This window comes from Oscillospiraceae bacterium, from assembly GCA_015065085.1.
Classification (GTDB): Bacteria; Bacillota; Clostridia; order Oscillospirales; family SIG627; genus SIG627.
In genome coordinates, this window is sequence record SVQW01000001.1 from 246,806 (window position 1) to 273,104 (window position 26,299).

Genomic DNA, 26,299 nt, shown 5'->3' on the forward strand with positions numbered 1-26,299 from the left:
TTTTTGTAAATTGTACTTTTATCTTACGGTTACAAATACACCGCGTCCGCTTTCAAGATGAATATTGTAGTAGCCATCTGCATCAGGAGTGAGAATTGTGGGATTGCCGTCGAAGTAAGCTGTTACAATATTACCGCTGATTTTGAGTGAAACATCAGCTGCCGCAGGCTTTGCAAGGTCATTGTAATTTACGACAGTGAATGCTTTAGAGGTTTTGTCCTTTGCATCAAAACAACCGAAAAGCAACGGACTGTCGCACTTTATTTCTGTGATAGTATCAAATTTGCAGGGATTTGCAAGCTCCAGCCAAGGGGTTTTTTCGGGTGAGGAATTGTGGTTGAAAGCGCCTATGTTGTCGTAGCTCAGGTAAATATCCTCGAAGCGTCTCAGCTCCTGATGCACCTTCTGCAATATGTAATACGTATCCGTTCTGTTGCCGTTTGCATCAAGTGGTGTTCCGATGTGGTTGCCGCGATTCGCGAACATGTAATACATAATCGCCTTGGCACCGAATGAAAGAACCGTATAGGTCTGCCAGTACATGTCATCCAGGTCAATTATTCTGATTCCGCCGCTCCACGAGCATGATTGGTTGACTATCCAGAAATCTCTTCCCGAAGCGCGACAGGTATCAGCGATGATTTCAAGAGATCTCGCGTAATCTTCGTATGTTTTTTTGTTGGAATAGCATGGGTAAACGTCTGCACAGATGTAGTGAGTTGGAACATGCTTTACATATTCGTCAAGATATTTCTGATAAGTAGCGGGCTCGTCATCATAGTATGCAATGGTGTCAGCCCATGCACCTGACATGAGCTGTTTTTCGTTGGCATACATGGGGAGAAGATTGATAAAAGCTGTTTTATCGGGATAATCCTGTGCCATTTGAGCGACACTTTTTCCCATTTCTTCAAAAGGAATATATCCCGGCTCATCCGCAAGTGAAAAACCTGCAAAAGAGGTTTCGTCTTTGTAAAATACGTTAATGGCTTTTTCGGAATCATATATGGCTGTTCTGCCGTCTGCGGCATATTTCATAGCACCGTTAATGTCACTGTTTACAAATTCAATTCCGTACCTCTCATACCACTTGAAGGCGTTTTTCTGCTTTTCAACCGGAATTGCGTTGAAGTTATCGTAGCCCAGAATGGCGAAATCTATTTCTGCATCGGCGATGTATTTTACTTCCTGCTCACTGAGGGTATTCATGCTTGCAGGGTGGGGGACATATGCACCGATAATAAGGCGGTTGGGATCGAGCTTTTTAAATTCCATTGACTCTTCAGAGGTCTCGAAGAAATTCAATTCAAGTCCGAGAATTGATTTAATGAGGCGTGACATTACGGTTGCAACTTCTGCACGGGTGGATACACCATTGGGATCAAATCTGCCCTCTCCCTTGCCGTTTATAATACCGACAGCCTGAACCTCTTTGATTGCTTTTTTAACATTGTCGGAGAGTGCAGAGATATCATTGAATTCATCAACGTTTTCGGATGACTTAAATTCATATCCGTATTTATCAACGTAATTTGAAATTACAAGCGCCATGTCAGAACGTGTTATAGGCTCTTCGGGAGCAAATGCGGAATCTGTTGCGCCGTCCATGAGAGACATTTCTTTAGCCCATGAAATGTACGGGGCATAATATTCCGATTCGCTTACATCCGTATAACCGGTAATGTTGCTGTATAAAGCAGTATCAATACCGTGCATTCTTCCCAGCACGGTGATAAACATTCCTCTGGTCATGGTAAGATCGGGTGAAAATTCTGTAGGACTTGTTCCGCCAAACAGCTTGCGGTTAGAGGCAAACATGATAGTCGGATATCCCCAGTGCCCTGCGATATCAACGTAGTTCTTTGTATTGTAGGTAAGGGAATATTTACCGGGACGTCGTGCGACGTATGTGGAAACGCCTGTGTCATTATAAGAAAGCGCCACAAGTTCTTCTTTTCCGTCGGGTGAAGTATAATTTACTACCGCGCCTCCTATTATCTTATCCGGATTTTCTGCTGTTTCGGAAATAAGAGCAAAGTCAGATATTGTGTCACCTGCTTTAACTGTATCTGCGGGAAGAATTATATTCTGCATGCCGTAGCTCATCGTAACGGTATCGTGACCCTCGGCAGGAAGAAGTGCTTCGGGTGAATATGCCATAGCAGCTTCTTTGTCGGGGAACAGACCGAAATAGTCGAGAAGCATGGGAATAACTTCATCTTTTGTTTCCGCAACCACGGTATCGTAGCGGATTTTAGTGACTATTCCATCCCATTTTGAATTGTTTATATCGTTTTTAAGATCAATAACCAGTTCCTGCCACTGAGCATTAACGGGAAATTTAATATTTATGTACGTTCCGGGTTCGCCCATTTGTGCATTGTCGGTCGTAAAGAAAAATTGCGCAAGCCGTGTGGCGTTTTCACCTAAATCAACAAGGGGCTTGAAGCGTACTTTGAGTACCGTGAGGTCGTTGGCATAGAAATATTCTTCGCGTAATAAGGACCTGTTTATAAAAGGATCTGTTCCGAGGTTGGTAATTTTTATACTGCCTTCGGTAAATTCATAATTCATCTGGTTGGTGCCTGTTGCAAAGGCAGTAAAATCAGCATAGCTTCTGAACTTATAAACCAGGTTTTCCGGCTTTTCGGAGCGTGAAACCTTAATTTTCGTGCTTTCAACTTGGTCGATTATTTTTTGGAGCTGTTCGTCAGTGAGAGGGTCCGGGTAATTTTTCATGGATTGTTCATTGTCAAAAAGCGCAATATAGTCTAAGTATATTGTGGCATTGGGCCGATCATCACTTCCGACAAAAGGGTCGAATCTCAGTGTGGTAAGAGTGCCTTTGTAGGCAGACATTAAAGAAAGGTCAAGCTCTACCGTTGTAAAATCACCGTTACTTGCAAATGTGAAGTTTGAAAACGAGCCCGGAGCACCCAATGTCGTGTTTTTATCCGTTGCAGTGAAAATTTGTCCCATTATATTTTCACCCTGCCACTCGTCACACTTAATCCTTATTTTCATATACTTGTATACCGACGTGTCAAGTGCGAGAGACTCTACGGGAAGAAAGAAATTGGGATCCGAGGTTTTGTTTGTAATTTTTGCGTAACCGTTTTCAAAAACTGCGTTCATTGCCAGTGGCTTGTTTATGTTGTTTGCAAGATCGTCTTCGCTGTTGAAAGTAAAAACTATGGGATCTTTTACATACTCTCCCTCTGCATACGCCGAAGATGCGCTTTGAATGGGAGCAGGAGCAGGTTTATTATTGGATTCTTCAATCTTATCGGAGGGCGCAGGTGCAAGATTTCCGCCACCAAAAGCGTCTCTTGCCGCAACAGTATCAAATATTGCAATAAAATCGAGGTAAATAGAGGCGTTAGGTATTTCGCTACTTCCGACAAACGGATCAAATCTGAGTTCTTTAAGCATACCTTTGTACAGATTGAGCCTGTCCAGGTTTACATTTACATCGATAAAATCATTCGATGGTTTGAATTCGTAGTTGACAAATGATCCCGCTTCACCCAACGTAGTTACGGCATCGGTCAAAACAAAAAACTGACCTGTCAGCGTAAGACCGGCGGAGTCGGGGGCTTTAAGACGTATTTTTACATACTTGTACACATTAGTGTCGAGACCCTCGGTAGGGAGAGGAAGATAAAAATTGGGGTCGATCGTAGAATTGGTTAACTTTGCACAGCCATCCTCAAAAACGACGGTTATATTTTGGGGGGTGAGAATGTTTGCATCAATATCCTCCTGGCTGTTAAATGTGAAAACCACGGGTTCATTGGCGCTCACGGCGGTGATGAATATTGCAAGAACAACCGCAAAAATAAAAATAACTCTTTTCATGGTTACCTCCGAGTAGTTTTATACACTATATTATAGTGGAAACGAATGTTTAAGTCAAGAAAAAAATCAAAGAGCGACCGAAAAAAATAATGGGCTATATTTGTGCAAAGTGTATACAAAAAACAACGGCTGACTATGAAGTCAGCCGTTGAGATTCGATTATTTGCTGAGCTCGCGCTCCAACCAGATCGCTCCGATTTCCAAAGCCTCCGAAAGAGTGGCTCTGTCGGTCTGCTTAAGCAGACGCTCGGTAGGGGAAAGGGATTTGTCTGTGCTCATGACCTGAACAAGTATTTTGTCCGACAATTCATGACCTTCAAAATTTCTAGTCATGAAAGCGGTCAGAATAAGCACCGCCTTGTCGGTGGGGTAGCCGTAGCATATAACATTGTTATTGCGTACCAGTGGCTTGTTCTTATACATAACGCAGGTGTTTTCCGGCATTAATATCTTCCTCTCATTTGATGTTGTTAAGGTAGTTTTTCAATAAAACTTTCATAAGCTCCTCGCGCTCAAACTTGCGGATGAGACCGCGGGCGTTGTTATAATTTGTTATATAGGTCGGGTCTTCTGACATAATATAACCGACCAACTGATTGATGGGATTATAGCCCTTTTCCATCAAAGAGTTATAAACACTCCCGATTATTTCGCGTATTTCATTTTCGCGGTCCTGCTTTATATCGAATGTAATTGTCTTTCTGTTGCTGTCGGCCATTCTCGGAACCCTCCTATACAGATTGAATTATACAAGGAACATTATAAATCAAAAAAACTAATAATTCAATAGAAATTTGGAATTTTTATTAAAAAAAGCATTAAACTTTACAATTTGTACTTAAAATCGTTGCCGTAAAGGGTGAAATAACTAAATTAAATAATGATTTCAGCTATAACATTTTCGCGTAACATGGAGCGGGGCATATCATTAAAAAACTGTTTGACGAGCTTGATATCGCTTTCTTCAAGAGGCGCCGACGGATTTGTTTTCTTTCCGAAAACGCTTGACACTGCTTCTGATTGCATTTGTTTTGAGGATATAAGTTTATTGGTGCGTGGTACAAGCAATAATGCTAATTCTCCCTTTGTCATCGTTTTTTGGGGCTTTATGCAGTTGTCAGAGAAAACGGAAGGGACGGTTTCGGATAACTTGCAAAATTTGCTGTATAACGGATGCTCCGGCGAAACGTCCGAAAAACGGGAGTGTTCCATAAGCTTGTCAACACCTACAACGGTGTATCCGTACTTGTAAAGAAGCTCCAGCTGCTTTTCCAGTGCAAACGCAACGGGCGTTCTTTTTGCCATGTTGTAGCCGTCTTTCTGAAAGATTATTTTACCGCAGAATGCATCGGGATCTTTTTCGAGAAGTGTCGCCATGGGTTTTACCATAGCATCTATTTCATGTTCCAATGTACCTTCCGGCAACCATCCTCCGCCGTCGTAACTGGCACCCATATATTGCATACCGAGGAATGAATAAGCATCGTAAGAGGTGAAGCCGCCTTTTATTTTGTCGACGTAGTGAGGTGGTCTGCCGAGAGTTATTTTATATCCCAAATTATACCAGATGTAGTCGTTCAATGCCACTGTATCGTCAACAACCTCGTTTATGCCATTCAGATATACACGCGAACCGTATACAAACGGCTTTTTTCCGAAAATGATATGTCGGTAACCGTGATTGGAAAGGGTGTGCCCGTTTTTAATCATTCGGCGCAAATGTTTATGCGAAAACAGCGCACCGCCGTGGTTATCCAGATTAAAATCGGGGTAATGGTCGTATTTAATGCCGCTCCATGACGGAGAGCCTGTCGCCCCTGCCGAGTCAGGATAATTGTATCTTGTGGTTCCGATAATATCAAATGTACCTTTTGCTCCGAATTTATCCAGTGTGTCAAGAAGTATTTCGGTCAGAGGTTTCCCCGAGAAGCTGTCCGGGGAAGCCGGCAGCAGCATTGGACCATCATCAAATGTCATGGCACATATGCGTTTGTCGGTTTTTACGTAGTTTATCCTTCTCGAAAAACTTATGAAAGCGGGAGAAGGGTGGAGTATTTTTTTGACTTTCTTTGCGGCTTTTATTATTGCGGACATAATTACAGTTTCCTCCCCGTGATTGAGTCGAATATATCCACGGCGTAACGCAGGGGATATGATATATACAGTTTGAGTTTGCGGACAAACGAACCGCCTGTCTTTATGGACTTGTTAAGCTCACTGCGTGTCACAGAGGTACGTTTGCAATGAGAACCTGTAATTTCAACTTTGCCGTCCAGCACGGCTTTTTTTATATCTGAAAGCGAGCGCGACGGTGTGTCGACTGTGCAATATGCGTTTCCGATTTCGTCGGGCAGATGCGCATCGCTTCCGGCAACACGGCAAACTGTTCCGAGAATGTCGGCTTTTTCTGCTGCAAGCTTGTTTGCTCGCGGGTATTTATAAGGGGCACGGGAGTTGTATACCTCCATGCCGTCGGTCTTTTTCATTATGTTATCTGTTTGGAGTGATACGTCTGACACTCCGCTTTTCAAGCGCTGAAAAGGATGCGCCAATATACAGATACCGCCACTTTGATGTGTTTTTGCGATTATTTCGTCAATCGGAACGTCAAGCTTATCGCCGAAGACTGTAACCGGTTCGTGTTCAAGAAACATCCCGATGATGTGATTTTTTCCGGTGGTGAATTCCACTGCAGGTATTATAATAAAATCATCGTTGTTATTTCCCAACGATTCGCTTATGTCCGTACATGCGTGATCGCATATGCATACACCGTCCAAACCACGTTTTTTTGCGGCTTTTATGATTTGGTCATATGACATAAAGCAATCAAACGATTTATACGAATGAACATGAAAATCTATTTTTAGCTTCATTTGCTTCTCCGTATTCAGAAAAGGTTTTTGATGTACGTAAAAAACGGTAAAGGATCATTGAAAGAGAAAAGTGCTTCTTTTACACACGGATTCAAAATGTCTTTTACAGCACCGAAGAACTTGGAAAATTTTCCGTGAGACAGATACTTGAAAGCTGCTACTGTGTCATTGACAATAAAGTTCATTTTTACATTTTTCTTGTACTCGGGTGCTTCAAATTTTTCGCCGGCTGCACACCTTATCCAATTTTCGGTAAAATTGCTTCGGCAATGATATGTGAGAGGAAAACTGCCCCATACACGTGGATTTATTTCAAGAAGCCGTCCGTTTTTGAATTCTACCATGGCAACGCCTTGGAAATTCAGTTCCTTGAGAAGCTGACAGGAATAGTTAAAAAGCTTGTCGTCATTGATGGTCTCACAGCAGGTTGACGGTCCTCCCGTAACAGGAAGCTCACGTATGCGCTTGTGACAAACGGTTCCTGCTGTACACCCGTTCGGAGAAATGAGAAGACACACTCCTACTGCGTCGCCCTGTATATACTCCTGAACGATGGGGGACGGATCATACTTTTTCATCTTTTCCATTGCCGCAATATATTCATCGCGGCTGTCTGCGCGTATATATCTTTCCTCGGCGTGAAGTCCGAATTTTTCACCGCAGGAAGGTTTTATTATTACAGGGTAGGTTTCCGGCTCTTCCGTTATTTCTTCGGGGACGGGAATACCCAGCCTGCGTGCGGTGTCTGCCACCGTTTTTTTATCGTTTGCAGCATCCAGCGCTTCAGTAGAGGGAACAAGAAAATCACAAATTTCAGAAAACTTTGCGCGTTCCCGGCTTAACAACTCGGTTGTGTTTGCGCCTATGGGTATAATAACGGGGCGGTCATACATCCGTATTAAGCTTTCAAGCTCTTCGGAGTAATTCCGTTCACTGAGAAAAACGGTTTTGCTTGCATATTTTGAGCTGAAAGAAAGCGGTGTTTTTTTGTAATCGTCTGTCTGACACAATATTATATTGTATTCTTTTCCCGCCAGAGAATACACCGCCGCGAGCGACGAACGGTACTTGGCATCTGTAATTATAATGTTTTTCATGCGTAAATTTTATCATAAAATATTTTAAATGTCAATATCACTAAAATGCATTTTTTCGTAAAACTGTTGACAAAAGTACGAAAACATGATATAATATCGAAAAATAGTAACAAAATACGAATTTACGAAAGAGGAAGTATGGAAGAACGAGTTATTCTGCATAGTGACTGTAACAGCTTTTTTGCAAGTGTAGAAGAAGCAATACGCCCCGAATTGAAGAACTATCCCATGGCGGTTTGCGGCAGTGCCGAGAACCGTCACGGAATAATTCTTGCCAAAAATCAGCTGGCTAAAAAGTACGATATAAAAACAGCCGAAACGATAGTGCAGGCAAGACGCAAATGTCCGGAGCTTGTTTTGGTGGAGCCCCACTATCATAAATACTCTGAATACTCTGCCGCGGTAAATCAGATATATACGGAATTTACCGATTTGGTGGAACCCTTCGGAATAGATGAAAGTTGGTTGGATGTGACAGGGAGTTATCTGATGTTCGGAAACGGTACCGAAATAGCACACCGACTGAGAAATTGTATACGTAACAATCTCGGAATAACGGTATCGGTGGGAGTTTCCTTCAACAAGGTCTTTGCAAAGCTGGGAAGTGATTATAAAAAGCCGGACGCGGTTACCGAAATAACGCGCGGAAACTATCGTGAACTTGTGCACCCGCTTAAGGTTACGGAACTGTTTATGGTAGGGGGGAATATAGCTGATGAGCTGAGACGGATGGGAATAGTCACTATCGGAGAGCTTGCCATGACATCTAAGGATTTTTTGATTCACAAATTAGGTAAGCACGGAGCCACAATACATGATTATGCCAACGGATTGGATTTTTCGCCTGTTGTGTCGATGTATTCTGCCGAAAAACCGAAATCCGTGGGCAACGGCATGACCTTCAAAAGAGACCTTGTGGACCGCCGCGATATATGTGTTGGAGTTGCGGCACTTTCGGATATAGTCAGCACACGTCTCAGACATTACGGGCTCAGATGCCGTACATTGCAGGTGTCCGTGAAGAATTCAAATTTCAAAACAGTTTCAAAGCAAAAAATGCTTTCCGCTGCCTTGAATTCAAAAAAAGATATTTACGATGAGAGTATGTACGTTATGGACAGCCTGTGGAAAAGTGATGCTCCCATACGCAGTATAACCATTACCTGCACTCACTTATTATCCTTTTCATGCTTCGGGGAACAACTTGATATTTTCGGCACGCAAAACAGGACGGATGCAATACGTCGCCATGAACGGGTTGATGCGGCGGTTGATGAAATAAGACAGAAATATGGCAGAAGTATTATTTCTTTTGCTTCACAGATAGTTAACGATATAGGGGTTTAGGTGATAGGCGGTGAAAAAAGTCGATATTTTGGCAATGCTGTAAAAATATTTATCATTTCTATTGAATTTTTAAATAAAGTGTGTTATAATGATGAAAAGTTTTAATTTTTTCTTGAGAGGTTCTTGACGAATGGAGCTTTTGAAGCAGAGGATACTTAAAGACGGTGTTGTTAAGCCGGGCGGTATTCTTAAGGTTGACAGTTTTCTTAATCATTGCATTGATATAAGCCTTTACAACGAAATAGGCAAGGAATTCCGAAGATTGTTTCCCGATGAAGGTATAAACAAAATACTCACCATAGAGGCATCCGGAATAGGCATAGCGTGCATTGCGGCTCAGTATTTTAATTGCCCCGTTGTGTTTGCAAAAAAAACCATATCCAAAAATATTGACGGTGAGTTATTTACATCAAAAGTGCAGTCCTTTACAAAAGGCATTACATACGACGTTGTCGTTTCTAAAAAATTTCTTTCGCCTGAGGATAAAGTGCTGATAATAGATGACTTTCTTGCCAAAGGCATGGCGCTTGCCGGACTGGTGGACATATGTTCTCAGGCAGGTGCGGATATTGCAGGCGCCGGAATAGTAATAGAAAAGGTGTTCCAGAACGGCGGAAACAATATGAGAAAAAAAGGTATAAGGGTCGAATCGCTTGCACGCATAATTTCAATGGATGACGAAAAGGTAGTATTGGAATAGGAGAGTATATAAAAGCGGATTACCGCTTGTATATAAAAAAATTTTTGGAGGACATTATGAACAAGAAATTACTCGCACTCATTCTCGCAACCGTAATGGTTTTCGCAATGGCATTTGTTTCCTGCACTCAGGCACCCGTTGACGAAACCCCTGTGTCCGGCGAAGAAAACGTCGGCGCAGAAACAAACACAGATGAGACCAACAACGAAGAAACTGCTGATAAGGCTGATTTCAAAGTCGGTGTTATTCACATCGGTAATCCTTCCGACGGCGCAGGCTACTCCTACGCTCATGACCAGGGTATCGTTGCTATGCAGCAGAACCTTGGCTTTACCGACGATCAGATCGTACGTAAACTCAACATCGCTGATGCTGATGCAAATGCTACCAAAACCGCTATTGAAGAGTGCATCGAAGAAGGATGTAACATTATCTTCGGTACCAGCTGGGGCTACATGAACACCATGGAAGAACTCGCAGCAGAATATCCCGAAGTTATCTTCTCTCACGGTACAGGCTACAAATCCAATGATACCAATTTCAACAACTACTTCGGACGTATTTACCAGCCCAGATACCTCTCCGGTATCGCTGCAGGTCTCAAGACCCAGTCTAACCTTGTTGGTTACGTTGCAGCATGGGGCGAAGAAAACGCTGAGGTTACCGGCGGTCTTGACGCTTTCGCTAAGGGTGTTGCAGCGGTTAACCCCGATGCAAAGGTATATGTAAAGGTTACCGGCTCTTGGTTTGACCCCACTCTCGAAGCAAATGCTGCTCAGGCTCTTCTCGACCTGGGTTGTGATGTTATCGGTCAGCACTGCGATACCACTGCTCCTCAGCTTGCAGCTGAAGCGGCAGGTGTTTGGGGCTGCGGCTATAACACAGACATGTCTAAGGACGCTCCCAAGGCTCACCTTACTGCTCCCATTTGGAACTGGGGTGTATACTACACTGCAGCTACCGAAGCAGCTATGAACGGCACATGGAAAGAATTCGGCAACTTCTTCGGCGGTCTGGACATCAACTTTGTTGATATTTCTCCTCTGTCCGAGAACTGCGCAGAAGGCACTGATAAGTACATAGCTTCCGCAAGACAGGCTATCGTTGACGGCAGCTTCGCAGTATTCGATGGCAAACAGCTTTCCTTTGATGCTGAAGGCAATGCAACTGTAATCGACGAAGCTCTCGTTGACAACGCAGGTAACGAAATCGTTGCAGCAGGCGGCGCTTGCCTTGACGATGCTACTATCACCGGCGCTATCAACTGGTACTACGCAAACGTAGAAAAGAAATAATTAGTTTTGAAAAGGCAGGTCGCCATGGAAAAGACAAATACGGCTATTGAATTAAAAGGTATACGAAAAGTTTTCGGTAACGTAGTTGCCAACGACGAGGTAGACCTGTCAGTCAGGGAGGGCGAGATTCTCGCCCTCCTTGGCGAAAACGGGTCGGGAAAGACTACATTGATGAACATGCTTTCGGGAATTTATCAGCCCGACGGCGGTTCTATTTTTGTCAATGGGCAAAAGGCTCATATCAATTCACCCGAAGACTCAAAAAAACTCGGAATAGGCATGATACATCAGCATTTTAAGCTGATAGAACTGTTCAGCGGCGTTGATAATGTACTGTTGGGCAGTAATAAAGATAATTTATTTCTGACAAAAAAACGTGTTAAAACCGTAACTGAATCAGTCAAGCAGTTTGGCTTGAACGTTGATTTGTCTAAAAAAGTTTATGATATGTCGGTCAGCGAAAAGCAATCCGTAGAGATAATAAAGGTCTTGTTCAACGGAGCAAAGATACTTATTCTGGATGAGCCTACCGCTGTATTGACTCCTCAGGAAACACGTGTTCTGTTTGATATACTGCGCAATATGAAAAAAAGCGGATGTGCGATAGTTATTATTACGCACAAGCTTAACGAGGTTATGGAAATAAGCGACCGTGTAACCATTCTCCGCAAGGGAAAGAGTGTTGCTACCGTAAATACGGCTGAAACCGATGCACAGAAGCTTACCGAACTTATGGTGGGACATGCGGTGGAGCTTTCCATAGACAGACCTGAGGTTGAGATTGAAAATAAATCCCTGTTTTCCGTACATCATCTGGTGGTAGAAAACGAGGAAAAGATAAATGCCATAAATGATATATCCTTTGAGCTGTACCGCGGAGAGATACTGGGTGTCGCCGGTGTCGCCGGAAGCGGACAGAAGGAATTGTGTGAGGCGATAGCAGGACTTCAGAAAGTCAAAAAGGGCGCAATTCTTTACGAAAAAGAAAACATAGTCCAGAAAACACCCCGTGAAATCATAAAACTCGGAATAAGCATGAGCTTTATTCCGGAGGACAGACTCGGAATGGGTCTTTCTGCTTCAATGGGAATACGTGATAATATGATGCTCAAGAATTACCGTTCTGCCAAGGGACCTTTTGTAGACAGGAAAACGGCATCGGCTCAGGCTAAGCGTGTGATTGGACAGTATGATATTTCCGCTCCTGATATTGTGACCCCTGTTTCCCGTCTTTCGGGCGGAAATGTTCAAAAGGTTCTTTTGGGACGTGAAATAGAGGCAGAACCCAATGTTATAATCACGGCGTATCCCGTGCGCGGACTTGACATAAATTCATCTTACACCGTTTATAACGCACTCAATGACCAGAAAAAAAAGGGAGCCGGAGTTTTATTTATCGGCGAAGACCTTGATGTAATGCTGGAGCTTTGCGACCGTATAATGGTGCTTTGTCACGGCGAGATAACCGGCATAGTTGATGCCAAAACCGCTACTAAGGAACAAATCGGATTACTTATGACCAATTCGGTAAAGGAGGGCACGGAAAATGAATAATCTGCTTCATCTTTCAAAGCGCCCCGACCTTACCAAAACACAGGCACTCCTGTGGTATATGATTGCAATTGTGTGTGCAGTGGCGGTTGGCGGACTTCTCATATTTGTATTGGGCCAGAATCCGTTTAACTATTATGTGGCTGTAATACAGGGTGCTTTCGGAAAATATATGTCCTTCAGAGGCTTTGTACGTGAGCTTATTCCGCTTCTTATCGCTTCTCTGGGTGTTTCTGTGGCATTCAAAATGAAGTTCTGGAACATAGGCGCAGAGGGTCAGTTTATAATGGGTGCCGTGTGTGCCTGCTGGGTAGGGCTTCAGTTTGGAAATGTGTGGAACCATTGGCTTCTGATGCTTGTCATGTTTCTTGCGGGAGTCGTGGGAGGAGGTATCTTCGGACTCATTCCCGCGTTCCTCAAATGCAAATTCGGTACAAACGAAACCCTTATGACGCTTATGCTCAACTATATTGCCCTGTACCTTGTTCAGTGGCTTAGTGACGGCCCCTGGCGCGATCCCGAGCTTAAAGGATTTAGTAACATAAAGCAACTTCCTGTTGCGGCAAGAGTCGACCGCATTGGTAAGATAGACGTAAGCTGGATGCTGGCGCTGGTGCTGATTGTAGCGGTTTATGTTTATCTGCGCTACACTAAGCATGGCTATGAGATATCGGTTGTGGGCGACAGCCAGAATACAGCAAGATATGCAGGAATTAATGTTGGCAGTGTGGTTATGCGTACTATGTTTATCAGTGCCGCAATAAGCGGTATCGGCGGTATGCTTAAGGTGGCAGGCGAGGGAACGAGCTACACCCTCAGCACAGGTATCGCCAATGGCGTAGGTTTTACGGCGATAATTGTTGCGTGGCTTGCAAAACTCAATCCTATCGGTATAACGGTAGTTTCTATCTTGTTCGCGACGCTTGAAAAAGGTTGCGGTGTTGCGGAAAGTAAATTTAAGCTGTCTGCGTCTGTTGCTGACATTGTACAGGGACTTATACTTTTTGTTATACTCGGATTTGATTTCTTTATGAGGTATAAGATTACTTTCAATCTGCCTGAAAAAAAGAAATCTTCTTCAAACAATAACGGTGGGGAGGAACAGGTATGAATACAATAATTAATTTTCTCTTTGCCGCAATAAAAGCAGGCGTACCTTTTCTTTACGGTACCACCGGTGAAATAATCACTCAAAAGTCGGGAAGCCTTAACCTGGGCGTTGAGGGCATGATGTACATGGGTGCTTTTGTTGGTTTTTACGCAGGCTTTAAAACCGGCAGTCTTGTTATGGCACTGCTGGCGGCTTTTCTGACGGGTGTCGCCGCGGCATTCGTGTTTGCGTTCCTGACTGTTACTTTGCAGGCAAATCAGAATGTGACCGGTCTTACTTTGACTATTTTCGGTGGCGGTTTCTCCGTATTTTTCGGCGAAATGATGATTAAAAACACGCAGGGCGGCAACCCTAAACTTTCTGAGGAATTGCTTTCGGCCCTTACTGAAATCAGAATACCATACCTCAGTGATATCCCGTATGTTGGCAAGCTTTTGTTCTCTCACAATATACTTGTTTATTTGGCTGTCGGAGTGGCTGTTGTATGTTGGATATATCTTAAATACACAAAATTTGGCCTTCAGACCAGAAGTGTAGGTGAGAATCCTGCTGCGGCAGACGCCTCGGGACTTAATGTTACACTTATAAAATATGCCAACATTATGCTTGGCGGCGGTATCTGCGGCCTTGGCGGCGCATATGTTTCTCTCATCAACGGCGGTGGCGTGTGGAATAATGGCTGTGTAAACGGACAGGGCTGGATAGCGGTTGCTTTGGTTATATTTGCTTCCTGGTCTCCCGCAAAGGCTATATTTGGATCACTTGTGTTTGGTATGTTTACTGAACTGCAGATTCGCGCAAACGACTTTGCCAATGAATTTTCGGTACTTTCATTTCTCAGCAATGTTCCCACGGCATTTTATAAAATGCTTCCTTTCATTATCACGGCGCTTGTCCTTGTGTTTGCTTCTGTGTCCAAAAAACGCGAGGGAAACCAGCCGACTGCCTGCGGTATCAATTATTATCGCGAGGAGCGCTGAGCTGTGACGTATAACAAAGTGGTAAAAGGTGTATTTGTAAATCGCCCTAACCGTTTTATTGCTGTTGTGGATATAGCCGGAAAAAGAGAACATGTTCATGTAAAAAACACAGGTCGTTGCAAGGAATTGTTGTTGCCCGGCTCGGATGTCGTTCTATTTGCTTCGGATAACCCCGGCAGAAAAACAAAATATGATCTTATCGCAGTGTATAAGAAGCGGAGAAATTTACCTCCGCTTCTTATCAATATGGACTCACAGGTTCCCAACGATGCAGTAGCTGAATGGTTGAAAGAGTGCGGAATGTTCTCGGAGTGCGCACAAATACGACGTGAAGTGACCTATAATTCTTCACGTTTCGATTTTTATATTGAAGATGGCGAAAAGCGTGCGTTTCTTGAAGTGAAGGGTGTAACTCTTGAATCCGACGGTACTGCCATGTTTCCCGATGCTCCAACCGAGCGTGGTGTGAAGCATATTAATGAACTTGTCAATTGTGTGTCTGAAGGATATATGGGTTTGATTTTGTTTGTTATACAGATGAAAGGCGTAAATACGTTCACCACGAACGATATTACACACAAAGCATTCGGAACCGCATTAAGAAATGCTGTGGAACATGGTGTTAAAGTAATTGCATATGATTGTGATGTTACTCCCGACAGCATTAGACTTTCGAGTGAGATACCCGTTGAACTTTGATAGAATTAATTTCTCAAAATTGAATTGGCTATTGAAAAATATTTTGTAATATGATATAATTGTACTAAAGGTTTTATAATTACGAAAGCGAGGTACTTGCGATGAAAAGCGATGTAGAAATAGCTCTCGAAGCTAAAATGCTTCCAATAGGTAAGGTTGCGGAAAAGGTTGGGATACTTGAGGATGAGCTTGAGTATTACGGAAAATATAAAGCAAAGATTTCAGATGATTGTATTAACCGCCTTAAGGATAAAGAGGATGGTAAACTTATACTTGTTACCGCAATTAACCCTACACCTGCGGGCGAGGGTAAAACCACCACATCTATTGCTATCGGTCAGGCTTTTGGAAAACTGGGTGTTAATTCTATAATTGCGCTCCGTGAGCCTTCCCTTGGACCGGTTTTCGGCATTAAGGGTGGTGCAGCAGGCGGCGGATACAGTCAGGTGGTCCCCATGGAGGATATAAATCTTCATTTTACGGGCGATTTTCATGCAATCACAAGCGCAAATAACCTTCTTTGCGCGGCGATCGACAATCACATTTTCCAAGGTAATGCGCTCAATATTGATCCTAAAAGAGTTATAATGAAGCGCGTTGTGGATATGAACGACCGTGCTCTCAGAAACATTGTTGTGGGACTCGGTGCACGTACCGATGGTGTTGTACGCGAGGACGGATTCAAAATAACCGTCGCCAGCGAGGTTATGGCAATACTTTGCCTTGCGGAAGACCTTAGCGACCTTAAAGAGAAGCTTGGTAATATACTTGTCGGCTACACATATGATTCCAAGCCTGTTTACTGCCGTGATCTTAAGGTTAACGGTGCGATGACCGTGCTTCTCAAAGATGCTATAAAGCCCAATCTTGTTCAGACATTGGAAAACACTCCCTGCATTATTCACGGCGGACCTTTTGCGAATATTGCCCACGGATGTAATTCTATAAGAGCTACAAAGCTTGCTCTTAAGCTTTGTGATTATACCATCACCGAAGCAGGTTTTGGTGCAGACTTGGGTGCCGAAAAGTTCTTTGATATAAAATGCCGTAAGGGCGGATTGAAGCCCTCTGTCGTTGTGCTTGTAGCTACTGCACGTGCACTGAAATATAACGGTGGTGTCAAGAAAGAAGATACTTCCAAAGAAAACGTCGAAGCACTCAAAAAAGGTGTTGTGAACCTTGAGGCACATATCGATAATCTTAAAAAATTCGGTGTAAATATTGTTGTTGCCATAAATCACTTCTACACCGATACCGAAGCTGAGCTTCAGGTCATAAAGGATATGTGCGAAGCCAAAGGCGTTGAATTCGGTCTTTCCAAAGGCTTCGCCGAGGGCGGAGACGGTGCTGTTGAGCTTGCTGAAAAAATTATCAAAGCGGCAAATAAGCCCAGTGATTTCAAAGTGCTTTATGACGATGAGCTTTCAATTAAGGATAAAATTTCCACAATTGCAAAAGAAATATACGGTGCAAGCAATGTGATTTATGAGGCGGCAGCTGAACGTGAAATCAAAAACATCACCGAGATGGGTAAAGGCAATCTGCCTGTCTGCATGGCAAAGACCCAGTATTCACTTTCCGACGATCAGACACTTCTCGGACGTCCCACCGGCTTTACACTTAGCGTACGAGAAATAACGCTTTCGGCTGGAGCGGGATTTGTAGTGGCAATAACAGGTAAAATAATGACCATGCCCGGTCTTCCCAAGGTGCCTAGTGCGGAAATTATAGATATTGACGAAAATGGCGTTATAAAAGGCTTGTTCTGATGAAAAAAGAAATTGTTTGCAACTGTGTTGAGGACACGGAAAAGACTGGATTTGAAACAGCACGATTTGTCAGCGAGAATAGTATAACCTTTGTGGCGCTGTATGGCGGATTGGGAGCAGGCAAAACTGCGTTTGTACGCGGTTTTACATCTTTCCATGATAAAAATGCTGTTGTTATGAGTCCTACCTACAATCTTGTAAATGTGTACGGAAACATATATCATTTTGATATGTATCGCATTACAAACGAGGATGATTTGTATTCCATAGGCTTTTTTGATTACGATGACGGAAAGAATATTATCCTTACCGAATGGAGCGAAAACATTGAGTATGCTTTGCCGGACATATATTTGAAGGTCGTAATCAATAAATCCGACGATTGCGCGGATAAAAGAGTGATAATTCTTGAAACGGTAGGTTTTTGATGTTAGTACTTGCTATTGATACCACCGCTGTTACGGCAACGGCGGCTCTTGTGAATGAAAACGGAATAATAGCTGATTTTAATGTGAATAATAAGCTTACTCATTCCGAAAAGTTGTTGCCCATGATTGATGCCGTGTTGACGCAGTCGGGCTACACCATCGATGACGTTGAGTTGTTTTGCGTGAGCGCCGGCCCCGGTTCTTTTACCGGTGTGCGTATCGGAATTGCCACCATAAAAGGACTTGCATTTGCCGGAAATATTCCTTGCGTTTCAGTGAGCGCTCTCGAAGCTATGGCGTTTCTTAACAAAAACAGTAATGCCATAGTGTGTCCTGTTATGGATGCACGGCGCAATGAATATTATAATGCGCTGTTTGACTCGGATATGACGCGTTTGTGCGAAGATAGAGCAGTGACTGCGGAAGAACTCGAAAGCGAACTTAAAAATTACGGTGAAGTAATTCTTTGCGGAGACGGTGCCGTAAAACTTTACACCTGGCTTAATAACCGATTGCCGGGAGTGAGACTTGCAAATCCGACATCACTTTTGCAGAATGCTGCTTCGGTTGGGATTTGCGGATACGAAAAGTATAAAAACGGGGAAACTGTTTCCTCGTATGAACTTTCCCCCGTTTATCTGAGAAAACCTCAGGCGGAACGGGAATATAAAGGATAAAAGGAGAAAAACAATGATAGCATTAGGATGTGACCACGGCGGCTGGGAACTGAAGGAAGCCGTTAAAAAGTATCTGGATGACAATAAGATTGAGTATGAGGATTTCGGCTGTTTCGATACACAGTCCGTAGATTATCCCGTATATGCAAAAAAAGTTGCTGAGGCAGTGGCGGAAAAAAAGGCGGAAAAAGGACTTCTTTTCTGTGGCACCGGACTTGGTATGATGCTTTGTGCGAACAAATATGAAGGTGTACGTGCGATATGTGCGTCTGATATCTTCAGCGTTGAATTCTCACGTATGCACAATAATGCCAATGTACTTACACTCGGCGGACGTGTGATGGGTGCAGGTCTTGCAATCAGACTGGTTGATACATTCTTGAAAACCGAGTTTGAAGGCGGACGACATGCAAAGCGCGTCGAGATGTATGACAAGATACTTTAATGTTGTAAAAAATGTTTTAATATTTGAAAATAGTATTGAAAAAAACATGAATTTGTGCTAAAATAATTGAAGATTATTTCACAAGGTGTGAGATAAGACTATGCTATCCGGGGAGTTAGCGGTGCCTTGTACCTGCAATCCGCTGTAGCAGGGGAGAATACATGACTTGAGGAACAAGAGTGTATAGCTGCTCCCTTTTTCGGGTGTTGAGAAATGGGTCTTGCGCAATCGAAGGCTGTGAACCATGTCAGGTGGGGAACCAAGCAGCATTAAGCAGTTTATTCGATGTGCCGCAGGGAAGCCTGTTTTGAGTCTGAATGAGGGATACCGTATGTAGTCTTGTGTTCGAAGCATGTTGCATAGTCTTATCTTGCACCTTGTTTGTTTGGAGGAAAACGTTGTATCAGACGTTATATCGAAAATACAGACCGCAGAATTTTGATGAGGTTGTAGGTCAGCGTCATATAGTTCAGACACTTAAGGGACAGATCAATTCAAAAAAGCTTTCTCATGCCTATCTGTTTTGCGGGACTCGCGGTACAGGTAAAACTACCTGTGCACGCATACTCGCAAAAGCTGTTAACTGTGAAAATCTTGTTGACGGAAATCCTTGCAATGAATGTGAGGCTTGTAAAATCGTCAATGGTTCTACCTCGGTAGATATTATTGAAATAGACGCCGCCAGTAACAACGGTGTTGAGAATATCAGAAGCCTTGTTGAAGAGGTAAGGTATACTCCGGTTGAGCTTCGTAAGAGGGTGTATATAATTGATGAGGTTCACATGCTTACCATTCAGGCATTCAATGCACTTCTCAAAACTCTTGAAGAACCGCCGGAGCATGTAGTGTTTATACTTGCTACTACTGAAATACATAAGATTCCGGCAACTATAATGTCACGTTGTCAACGGTTTGATTTTAAGCGTATTCCCGTGGAGGATATAACTGAAAGTCTTATGTCTGTGGCGGGTGCCGAGGGTATAAGCATAGAGCGTGATGCGGCTAAAATAATAGCAAAAATGTCGGACGGCGCAATGCGCAACGCCTACAGTATGCTGGAAAGCTGCATGGGCTTTGATGGCATGGTTACACTTGATATAATGATAAATCGTTTAGGTATATCAAATCGTGAGTCGCTTATAAAGCTCATAAGCTTTATTTCTTCATCAAACAGCGCCGGTGCCATAAGGTTGATTGCAGACATGTATGAGGCGCAAAATGATTTCGGTAATATACTTAATGAACTTCTGAAAATTTACCGGGATATTTTAATACTCAAATCTGTTCCTTCGTGTGAAAATTATCTTGAATGCTACGATAATGAGCTACCTACACTCAAAGAAATATGCCAAAAAACAGATTACAGCGAGCTTTGCAGACATTCTGAATCCATACAGAAGCTTATGGAGAATATGGACAGGTACGGAAACACAATACGTGCGGCTTTTGAGGTCACTATCGTGAAATTGTGCGAAAAACCGATTTATAATTCTGCACCTGTAACTCCGCCAAAGCCCGCACAGAATATTGTCAAGAATGCGGCTCAGATTACCGAGTCTCCTGCTGATTGCAGTGATGATGTGCCGTGGGAAACAGAAACCGATGCGTTGAAAAATGATAAAACAGAGCTTGCGGTTTCCAAAGCTGCAAAAGTATCACATCCTGCAGACGCAGTTTCAGACGGATACTCAGGTCATGAGATTTTACGTGAGGAAATTGCAAAAAGAATTCCGGAGATTTCCCCGTTCTTTGAGAAAGCTTCTACCGAGTGCCGTGGCACGCGTTTATTTATCAAGTGCAGTGATATGCTTGTCAAAATGATACTTTCCAATAATGTGAATTTGCCTAAGATTAAAGCCATAGTTGGGGAGATTTCTCCCGATATAAGTGATGTTACGGTTACAGAAAAAGAGGTTGCTCCTCAGACCGATAACAGTGATGATGATTTTTAATTCTTGAATTTGAAAGGAATAAAGAAATGAAAGTAAGATTGCCCGATGGAATGAGAGGCGGCCCCTCAAATATGAATGCCATGATGCGCCAGGCACAGAAGATGCAGGAAGATATGGCGGCTTTGCAAGAGGATTTGGATAACCGCGAATATGATGTATCTGCCGGCGGTGGTGTTGTAAATATTAAAATCAACGGTAAAAAAGAAGTTCTCTCCATTGAAATCAAGCCCGAGGTTGTAGACCCCGATGATATTGAAATGCTTCAGGATATACTCACTGCAGGTATCAACGAGGCAATCAAGAAGGTTGAAACCACCAACAATGAAGAAATGTCTAAAATTACGGGAAGTCTCAATATTCCCGGTTTGTTCTGATGGCAGGGTTCATTCAGCCTCTTGAAAGACTTATAGAATCCTTCAGACGCTTACCCGGTATAGGCTATAAAACAGCTGTACGATTGGCTTTTCATGTTATTGATATGCCTGCCGGAGATGCTGAGGCTTTTGCCGCGGCAATAATGAATGCAAAACGTGAAATTAAGCTGTGCAGTGTATGTCAGAACATCAGTCAGACCGATGTGTGTGATATTTGCTCTTCCGATTCCAGAGATAAAAGCACCATATGTGTTACCGAAAATTCGAAAGATGTTGCCGCTATAGAAAAAATACGTGACTACAATGGTCTTTATCATGTACTGGGAGGTCTCATTTCGCCCATCAACGGTGTTACTCCCGATAAGCTTAAAATCAAAGAATTGCTTTCGCGTCTTAATGATGATACCGTAAAGGAAATAATTATAGCAACCAACCCCAATATAGAGGGTGAGGCGACTGCAATGTATATTTCCAAGCTTATAAAACCGCTGGGTATAAAGGTTACACGCCTTGCATACGGAATACCTGCGGGCGGCGAGCTTGAATTTACGGATGAAGTTACACTTTCGCGTGCCATAGAAGGCAGACGCGAACTTTAGAGAAGAGGGTACAATTGATAAACTCCAGAATCGGTGCCAACTATTTGCAGTATAACAGCGCAGGTACAGGCTTTGTCCTTAATAAAACGCTTTTTCTTGTTGGAAATCTGGTGGCATATTTTTGTCACAGCGGTCTCATTGCTTGTGCTTCTCTTGTTATTATGTGTGTACCGCTTGTGAAAAAAATCGCTGTCAATATTTTTGACAAACACTGTGCATGTGAGTCACTTTCCGTGTTTTCGGGTGTCATTCTGCTGTTGGCGTTGAAAGACGTCAAAAGCGCTTTGGAACTTTTAATGGTGTACCATACTTTTGATGCGTTGATTTTTTGCGTTCATTTAAAAGCAATTGAAAAATGCATCAAAAACTCGGTTGTTTTTGAAAATCCGATTGAATACAGAGTTGATGAAGATGGCAACTATATTGTTTCCAATAACGAGTTTACTCCTGCAGAGGGAAAAGTTGTTTGCGGTTCGGCGCTTGCCGATGATTCTCTTGTCAGCGCAAATGATGAATTGATTACAGTGCAAAGCGGTGATAATTTACCTTTTTCATGTAAAATTGTAAGCGGTAGTATCGTTTATGCTCCGTACAGAAAAACAGATAAATCTGTATACAGCACTGTTAAGAAATGTTTTTTTAACATCCTGACATGCGAAAATAACAATGCTTCAGCAAGCTATTTTGATGTCTTCAGACTTGCGCAGACAGTCGCCTTTCTTGTTTTCGCTGCATCGGCATTATGCTTTGGTGCATTTGACAGACTTTCTTTTCTGGCGGTTTTATTTGCTTTGCTGAGTGTAACCGCCTTGATTGCCACTTGCAGAAAAGCTTGCCGTGTTGACTTTTTGTCAAAGCTTAACGGCTTTAGTATTTTTCCATTGAAAGAGAATATTTCCGTAGACGCTAAAATTGCAGATTCCGAAAAGCTTTTCGAAAGCGGAGATATTGCGAAATACGATATATTTACTTTTTCACTTTCTAAAGATGATACACGAAATATTATAAATAAACTCTTGAAAAAATTATCCCTCAAGTACGTACTCTTAAATGCTGCTGTTGTTATAAACGTGGCAGTGTTTGTGTTGTCTTGTTTAATAGTAAACCCTGCGCCGATGTATTTTTCATTGATACTGTCGGCAATTGTTTCAGCAGTAATTGTAAATTTCTGAGTATATCAGCCAAAAAAATTGAAAGCGAGCCATATTATGGGTAAACTTACCAGACGCGAATCACGCGAAACCGCCTTTAAATTAATATTTGAAAAAAGCTTTAAGCACGACGAGGATGCTGTCGATGTTTATATCGAGTACCTGGACAATAACGAAATTGAGGGAAACGACTACATAAGAACTGTTTTCCTGGGTGTTTTTGATAACCTCGAGGAGATAGACGGGCTTATTTCCGCAGCGTCCATCCGACGAAAGAATGAGCGCATTTCCAAAGCTACTATGGCTATACTTCGTCTTGCGGTATATGAAATGAAATATTTTGATGCCGTACCTGTGAATATCGCTATAAACGAGGCGGTAGAACTGGCTAAAAAATACGAGGATGACGATGTGCCCGGATATGTTAACGGTGTTCTGGGAAGCATCTCCAAAACACTTACCGAGGCATTATGAAAGCGTACATAGGAATAGATACAAGTAATTATACTACTTCTGCGGCGGCTGTGTTTGAGGACGGACGTACGGTGAGTGTAAAAATACCTCTTACCGTAAAACCGGGCGAAAAAGGAGTGCGCCAGAGTGAGGCACTGTTCATGCATACGGTGAATATTCCTTCAGCTGTTAAACAGCTTCGCGATGCTCTCGGAAAAGCGGAGATTGCTGCTGTCGGTGTTTCTTCACGTCCGCGCAGTGTCGACGGTTCGTATATGCCGTGTTTTTTAGCGGGTGTAAGTGCCGCTCACGCTTGTGCACAGATGATGGACATTCCTTTGTATGAGTTTTCTCATCAGGATGGGCATGTCATGGCTGCTTTTTGCGAAAGCGGTCACGTAATTGATGATATCCCTGATTTTGTTGCGTTCCATGTTTCAGGCGGCACAAACGATATGCTCAGAGTTAATTGGAATAAAAATTTACACATTACCCAGCTTGCCGCATCAAAGGATATTACAGCAGGTCAGCTTATAGACCGTTGCGGTGTAATGCTGGGACTTAGTTTTCCTTGCGGCAAAGAACTTGAAAAATTGGCGCTTAACGCAGATAAGGTGATAAAGCCGCATATTTGTGTCAAGGACGGACATTGTAATATTTCGGGTGCGGAAAATAAATGCCGTGAGCTTTTTGAAAAAGGGGAGTCAAAAGAGAATATTGCACTGTATACTTTGAATTTTGTTTACCAAACGGTTGTTGCAATGCTGGAACAAAGCAGTGTACCGGCGGAGCTTCCTGTGGTGTTCGTAGGCGGCGTAATGTCAAATTCCATAATTCGCGAAAAGCTGTCTGCAAAATACAACTGCTTTTTTGCAAAGCCTGAGTTTTCCAGTGACAATGCTTGCGGTATTGCCGAACTTACACGGAGGAAACATAATGAATGAAGCGTTCACTGTCAGTGAACTCAATGAGTTTTTAAAAATAGCATTTGACCAGAGCGAAATACTACGTGACATTTATATCAAGGGCGAAATATCCAACTTTACAAATCATTACAAAACAGGTCATTATTATTTTACCATAAAGGACGAAAGCAGTGCACTGAAAGCTGTTATGTTCCGTATGTATACGCGCGGAATCGGTTTTATACCAGAAAACGGAATGAAGATAATTGCACATGGTAAAATAGATGTTTTTGTGCGTGACGGTACTTACAGTCTCAAGGTGGATGACATAGTTCCCGATGGCGTCGGCTCGGTATATGTCTCTTTTGAACAGCTTAAAAATAAGCTTGAAAAGGAAGGATTGTTTGATGTAGAGCACAAAAAAGAAATTCCCGGCTTTCCAAGCAAAATCGGTGTTCTTACTTCGGCTACGGGTGCGGTTATACGTGATATTGTCAACGTATCTTCCAGACGATATCCGCTGTGTGAGATTGATTTGTACCCTTGCTCGGTTCAGGGAGAGAACGCTGTAAAACAGCTCATACAAGGGCTTAGATATTTTGAACAAACCGATGTGGATACTGTTATAATTGCAAGAGGCGGAGGTTCTATTGAAGACCTCATGCCATTTAATGACGAAAAGCTGGCACGTGAAATATTCAAATGTGAAAAGCCGATTATTTCGGCAGTGGGACATGAAACCGATTTTACAATTTGTGATTTTGTAAGTGACTTGCGCGCACCGACGCCCTCTGCCGCCGCCGAGCTTGCACTGCCGTCGGCAGATGAAATAAGAAATAAACTCAAAGTCTTTAAGAAAAATATTGACTTTAAAATATCAAATATGCTGTCAATAAAAATTGCAACACTTGAAAAATCAGCCAACAGCCATGTGCTTTCAAAACCGTTTGCAAAGGTTGAAGAAATGAACTGCAAGCTTCTGGAAGTGACCGCGAGTCTCAGAAATTGTGTTGATGGTGTAATAGCTCACAAAGAACTGATGCTTTCGAATGAAAAACTCAAAGATCATATTGAGCGTATTTGCGAGCGCAAGGAGAACAATTTGCATTCTTTGGTTGTAAAGGCGGATGCGCTAAGCCCGTTGGCGGTGCTTGCACGCGGTTATTCACTTGTTGTTAAGGACGAAAAAATCATAAGCAGTGCCGATGAGCTGTCGGAAAAAGATAATATAACAATACGAATGAATGAAGGTTACGTGAAAGCGGAGGTGAAAGAAGTTGAGCAAGGATAGCTTCGAAAAATCCATAGAAAAGCTTGAGAACATCGTAAAAAGCCTTGAGGATCCGGCAATTTCGCTGGAAGAATCGCTCAAGCTCTACGAGAACGGTATTTCACTGATTAATTCCTGCACTAAAATGCTTGATGAGGCAAAGCTTAAAATTAAAGAATTGACTTGTGCTGTACCGTCAACGGAACAGGAAAACGAAGATTCATAATATTAAAATATACAGAAAACAGTGAATATTTGATAATTTATGCACAATGTTAATTGTGTGTTCATATATTATACGTAATAATATGATAGAATTTTATTTGTAAATTAGAATGATGGTGCAGTATCCTAGTCAGAATTCGTGTTCTTGAAAACGGGCCTAAAAATCCGTGAAAGGGCATATCGATGAAGCTCTTGGTGCTTGCTTTTTACGCCCAGTAAGGGGTGGGTGCTGAGAGATTGTGGGTTCACGGGCGGACTGTAATGGCATACGGAACTCGACCCGTTTACTCCTGGAGGCTTTATTGCGTAGAAATGTCTTACGGGATGATTTTTACGGATAAAGATTAAACCTATCACGCGGTGCATAGTTGCTGTGGATAGAGTAGCCTGCCTTGAGTGAGCGCGAGCGAATAGCGGACCGGACCGTGGTATTCTTTGGCCAGAAATCACGGTTATTGCTGCTTGAAACCACGATTGCAAAAGAGGATAGAGAACGACGGAATTCTGCCGAGGAAAACTCCTAGGCTGTTATTTATA

At 42.8% G+C, this 26,299-nt stretch carries 25 protein-coding genes and 1 other RNA gene; 20 read left to right on the plus strand and 6 right to left on the minus strand.

Annotated elements, in window-relative coordinates; all coding sequences use genetic code 11:
* Nucleotides 1–18 precede the first annotated feature (18 nt).
* The 6 genes from E7588_01155 to E7588_01180 form a co-directional block, all read right to left on the minus strand.
* Complete coding sequence (locus E7588_01155; protein ID MBE6687866.1) at nt 19–3,858, minus strand: S-layer homology domain-containing protein; 3,840 nt, start codon at nt 3,856–3,858, stop codon at nt 19–21.
* Nucleotides 3,859–4,017: 159 nt separating this feature from the next.
* Nucleotides 4,018–4,302: a hypothetical protein gene (locus E7588_01160; GenBank protein MBE6687867.1), complete on the minus strand. Its 285-nt coding sequence runs from the start codon at nt 4,300–4,302 to the stop codon at nt 4,018–4,020.
* Between the two features lie 13 nt (nt 4,303–4,315).
* Nucleotides 4,316–4,576 (minus strand): IreB family regulatory phosphoprotein, encoded by a 261-nt coding sequence (locus E7588_01165; protein ID MBE6687868.1) that lies wholly within the window; start codon nt 4,574–4,576, stop codon nt 4,316–4,318.
* Between the two features lie 155 nt (nt 4,577–4,731).
* A complete protein-coding gene (locus E7588_01170; protein ID MBE6687869.1) occupies nt 4,732–5,952 on the minus strand; it encodes a hypothetical protein in 1,221 nt (406 codons plus the stop codon).
* 2 nt (nt 5,953–5,954) lie between these two features.
* A complete protein-coding gene (locus E7588_01175) occupies nt 5,955–6,734 on the minus strand; it encodes a hypothetical protein (protein MBE6687870.1) in 780 nt (259 codons plus the stop codon).
* Between the two features lie 14 nt (nt 6,735–6,748).
* Nucleotides 6,749–7,831 carry an ATP-grasp domain-containing protein gene (locus E7588_01180; GenBank protein MBE6687871.1) on the minus strand — a complete coding sequence of 361 codons (1,083 nt, stop codon included), beginning with the start codon at nt 7,829–7,831 and terminating at the stop codon, nt 6,749–6,751.
* Between the two features lie 138 nt (nt 7,832–7,969).
* On the opposite strand from E7588_01180, the gene E7588_01185 reads away from it, so the two are divergent.
* From E7588_01185 to E7588_01280, 20 genes are all read left to right on the plus strand, one after another.
* Nucleotides 7,970–9,178 (plus strand): DNA polymerase IV, encoded by a 1,209-nt coding sequence (locus E7588_01185; GenBank protein MBE6687872.1) that lies wholly within the window; start codon nt 7,970–7,972, stop codon nt 9,176–9,178.
* Between the two features lie 130 nt (nt 9,179–9,308).
* Complete coding sequence (locus tag E7588_01190) at nt 9,309–9,878, plus strand: xanthine phosphoribosyltransferase (GenBank protein MBE6687873.1); 570 nt, start codon at nt 9,309–9,311, stop codon at nt 9,876–9,878.
* A 56-nt stretch (nt 9,879–9,934) separates the two neighbouring features.
* Nucleotides 9,935–11,173 carry a BMP family ABC transporter substrate-binding protein gene (locus E7588_01195; protein ID MBE6687874.1) on the plus strand — a complete coding sequence of 413 codons (1,239 nt, stop codon included), beginning with the start codon at nt 9,935–9,937 and terminating at the stop codon, nt 11,171–11,173.
* A gap of 24 nt (nt 11,174–11,197) precedes the next feature.
* Nucleotides 11,198–12,727 carry an ABC transporter ATP-binding protein gene (locus E7588_01200; protein MBE6687875.1) on the plus strand — a complete coding sequence of 510 codons (1,530 nt, stop codon included), beginning with the start codon at nt 11,198–11,200 and terminating at the stop codon, nt 12,725–12,727.
* Nucleotides 12,720–13,835, plus strand: coding sequence for an ABC transporter permease (locus E7588_01205; GenBank protein ID MBE6687876.1), 1,116 nt, complete (start codon nt 12,720–12,722; stop codon nt 13,833–13,835). The genes E7588_01200 and E7588_01205 overlap by 8 nt, the downstream gene beginning before the upstream one ends.
* Nucleotides 13,832–14,815, plus strand: coding sequence for an ABC transporter permease (locus E7588_01210; GenBank protein ID MBE6687877.1), 984 nt, complete (start codon nt 13,832–13,834; stop codon nt 14,813–14,815). Before E7588_01205 ends, E7588_01210 begins: the two co-directional genes overlap by 4 nt.
* 3 nt (nt 14,816–14,818) lie before the next feature.
* Entirely contained in the window at nt 14,819–15,514 is a 696-nt protein-coding gene (sfsA, locus tag E7588_01215) for a DNA/RNA nuclease SfsA (GenBank protein MBE6687878.1), read from the plus strand.
* A 101-nt stretch (nt 15,515–15,615) separates the two neighbouring features.
* A complete protein-coding gene (locus tag E7588_01220; GenBank protein ID MBE6687879.1) occupies nt 15,616–17,283 on the plus strand; it encodes a formate--tetrahydrofolate ligase in 1,668 nt (555 codons plus the stop codon).
* On the plus strand, nt 17,283–17,711 hold the full coding sequence (tsaE, locus tag E7588_01225; GenBank protein MBE6687880.1) for a tRNA (adenosine(37)-N6)-threonylcarbamoyltransferase complex ATPase subunit type 1 TsaE: 429 nt from the start codon (nt 17,283–17,285) through the stop codon (nt 17,709–17,711). Before E7588_01220 ends, tsaE begins: the two co-directional genes overlap by 1 nt.
* A complete protein-coding gene (gene tsaB, locus E7588_01230) occupies nt 17,708–18,388 on the plus strand; it encodes a tRNA (adenosine(37)-N6)-threonylcarbamoyltransferase complex dimerization subunit type 1 TsaB (GenBank protein ID MBE6687881.1) in 681 nt (226 codons plus the stop codon). The genes tsaE and tsaB overlap by 4 nt, the downstream gene beginning before the upstream one ends.
* Nucleotides 18,389–18,401: 13 nt before the next feature.
* Entirely contained in the window at nt 18,402–18,833 is a 432-nt protein-coding gene (rpiB, locus tag E7588_01235; protein MBE6687882.1) for a ribose 5-phosphate isomerase B, read from the plus strand.
* A gap of 98 nt (nt 18,834–18,931) precedes the next feature.
* Nucleotides 18,932–19,196, plus strand: an RNA gene (gene ffs / locus E7588_01240) — signal recognition particle sRNA large type.
* The gene (gene dnaX, locus E7588_01245; GenBank protein MBE6687883.1) at nt 19,193–20,785 is read left to right on the plus strand and encodes a DNA polymerase III subunit gamma/tau; all 1,593 of its coding nucleotides are present in this window, start codon (nt 19,193–19,195) and stop codon (nt 20,783–20,785) included. Before ffs ends, dnaX begins: the two co-directional genes overlap by 4 nt.
* Before the next feature lie 26 nt (nt 20,786–20,811).
* Nucleotides 20,812–21,159: a YbaB/EbfC family nucleoid-associated protein gene (locus E7588_01250; protein ID MBE6687884.1), complete on the plus strand. Its 348-nt coding sequence runs from the start codon at nt 20,812–20,814 to the stop codon at nt 21,157–21,159.
* The gene (recR, locus tag E7588_01255; GenBank protein ID MBE6687885.1) at nt 21,159–21,758 is read left to right on the plus strand and encodes a recombination protein RecR; all 600 of its coding nucleotides are present in this window, start codon (nt 21,159–21,161) and stop codon (nt 21,756–21,758) included. The genes E7588_01250 and recR overlap by 1 nt, the downstream gene beginning before the upstream one ends.
* Nucleotides 21,759–21,772: 14 nt before the next feature.
* Entirely contained in the window at nt 21,773–22,930 is a 1,158-nt protein-coding gene (locus tag E7588_01260; protein ID MBE6687886.1) for a hypothetical protein, read from the plus strand.
* A 36-nt stretch (nt 22,931–22,966) separates the two neighbouring features.
* Nucleotides 22,967–23,383, plus strand: coding sequence for a transcription antitermination factor NusB (nusB, locus tag E7588_01265; GenBank protein ID MBE6687887.1), 417 nt, complete (start codon nt 22,967–22,969; stop codon nt 23,381–23,383).
* Nucleotides 23,380–24,306, plus strand: coding sequence for a peptidase M22 (locus tag E7588_01270; protein MBE6687888.1), 927 nt, complete (start codon nt 23,380–23,382; stop codon nt 24,304–24,306). The genes nusB and E7588_01270 overlap by 4 nt, the downstream gene beginning before the upstream one ends.
* Nucleotides 24,260–25,558: an exodeoxyribonuclease VII large subunit gene (locus E7588_01275; protein MBE6687889.1), complete on the plus strand. Its 1,299-nt coding sequence runs from the start codon at nt 24,260–24,262 to the stop codon at nt 25,556–25,558. The genes E7588_01270 and E7588_01275 overlap by 47 nt, the downstream gene beginning before the upstream one ends.
* Entirely contained in the window at nt 25,545–25,763 is a 219-nt protein-coding gene (locus E7588_01280) for an exodeoxyribonuclease VII small subunit (protein ID MBE6687890.1), read from the plus strand. Before E7588_01275 ends, E7588_01280 begins: the two co-directional genes overlap by 14 nt.
* The last annotated feature ends 536 nt before the right edge of the window (nt 25,764–26,299 follow it).